Annotated in this window: 1 pseudogene; it reads left to right on the top strand. The window is 77.4% G+C overall.

Annotated elements, in window-relative coordinates:
- Positions 1 to 48: 48 nt before the first annotated feature.
- Positions 49 to 2104 (top strand): annotated as a pseudogene (locus KN815_RS48790) (SDR family oxidoreductase); the annotation flags it as partial.

Genomic DNA, 2104 nt, shown 5'->3' with positions numbered 1-2104 from the left:
GCCGGTGTGCTCGCCTCGGGCGAGGCCCTGGCGGGCCAGGCCCTGACGGGCGTTGCCACAGCGGGCGTGGCTCCGGCGGCCGGCGGTGCCGAGGCGCTGTCCGTGTGGCCGCCCGCCGACGCGGAAGCGGTCGACACCGATGAGTTGTACGCGAGCATGGCGCGCGCCGGGCTGCTGCACGGACCCGCGTTCCAGGGCCTGCACCGCGTCTGGCGGCGTGGCGAGGAGCTGTTCGCGGAGGTCCGCCTCGCGGCGGAGCGGCAGCCCGAGGCCGCCCGCTTCGCCCTGCACCCGGCCCTGCTGGACGGTGCGCTCCAGCCGCTCGCGCTGGGCGCGGGCGGTGCCGCGGTGGCGCGCTCCTGGCGTGGGGTGAGCCTGTACGCGGTCGGCGCCGAGGCGCTGCGCGTACGGCTGGCGCTGACCGAGGACGGCGCGGTGTCGATGGTGGCGGCCGATGAGACGGGTGCGCTCGTCGCGTCGGTGGACGCGCTGGAGGTCGGGGCGCTGGAGGCGGACCGGATCGCCGGTGCGACCGCCTCCGACCGCCATGAGTCGCTGTTCCGTATCGACTGGGCGCCGGTGGCGGCACCGTCTGCCGCGTCCTCGCAGGCGACTTCGCGGACCGGGTCGGCGGGCTTCGCCGTCATCGGCGGCGATGAGCTCAAGCTGAGCGTGGCCCTGGAGACGGCCGGGTTCCGCGCCTCGGTCCACGACGACCTCGGCTCGCTGAACGCGGCGGTCGAGGCGGGCGAGGCCGCGCCGGACACCGTGCTGGTGCCGTTCCCGGCGGAGCCGAGCGCTGCCGAGGGCGGCCTCGCCGCCGGTGCGCATACGGCCACCCACCGCGTCCTGGCACTGCTCCAGGAGTGGCTGAACGGCGGTCGGCCCGGTTCGGCCCGGCTGGTCGTGGTCACGCGTGGCGCGGTCGCCGCGGCCGCCGACCCGGCGGTGGCGGACCTGGCGCACGCACCGGTGTGGGGTCTGCTGCGCTCCGCGCAGACGGAGAACCCGGGCCAGTTCGTGCTGCTGGACGTGGACGGCGAGGTGTCCTACCCGGCGCTCGCGGCGGCGCTGGACTCGGACGAGCCCGAGCTGGCGCTGCGCGCCGGGGCCGCGTACGCACCGCGCCTGGCCAGGGTCGAGACGGCCCCGGCCGCCGAGACGTCGGAGCGGAAGGCCATCGACCCGACCGGGCGGGCCACCGACCCGACCGGCACGGCCACCGAGCCCATCGGCACGGCCACCGACCCGACCGGCACGGCCACCGACCCGACCGGCACGGCCACCGAGCCCACCGGCAAGGCCATCGACCCGGACGGCACGGTGCTGATCACCGGCGCCACCGGCGGTCTGGGCAGGCTGTTCGCCCGCCATCTGGCCACCGCGCACGGCGCCCGCCATCTGCTGCTGACCAGCCGCAGCGGCCCCGCCGCCGACGGCATGGCCGAACTGGTGGCGGAGCTGGCCGAGTTGGGCGCGCAGGCCACCGTCGCCGCATGCGACGCGGCCGACCGGGCGGCCCTTGCCGGGCTGCTGGCCACGATTCCGGCCGACCGTCCGCTGACGGCCGTGGTGCACACCGCGGGCGTCCTCGACGACGGCGTCATCGACATGCTGACGCCCGAGCGGGTGGACACGGCGCTGCGGCCCAAGGTCGACGCGGCGGTCAACCTCCACGAGCTGACCCGCGACCTGGACCTGTCCGCCTTCGTGCTCTTCTCGGCCGCGGCCGGCACGCTGGGCGGCGCGGGCCAGGGCGGCTACGCGGCGGCGAACGTCTTCCTGGACGCCCTCGCCGGCCACCGCCGCGCCACCGGCCGTACCGCACTGTCCCTGGTGTGGGGCATGTGGGCCGAGGAGCGGGGGATGGGCGGCCGGCTCGGCGAGGCCGACCAGCAGCGGGCGGCGCGCGGCGGGGTGCTGCCGCTGTCCGCCGAGGAGGGGCTCGCCCTGTTCGACGCGGCCCACGCCGTGGCCGACGAGGCGGTACTCGTACCCGTACGGCTTCAGATGGCGACGCTGCGCGCCGCCGCCGCCACCGGGGAGCTGCCGCCGCTCTACCGCGGTCTGGTGCGCACGCCCGTGCGCCGCGCCGCGACCGGCG

It is taken from the genome of Streptomyces niphimycinicus, assembly GCF_018883605.1.
GTDB lineage: Bacteria > Actinomycetota > Actinomycetes > Streptomycetales > Streptomycetaceae > Streptomyces > Streptomyces niphimycinicus.
Note: the sequence above shows the minus strand (reverse complement) of the source record. Positions and strands in the feature narration are given on the sequence as shown.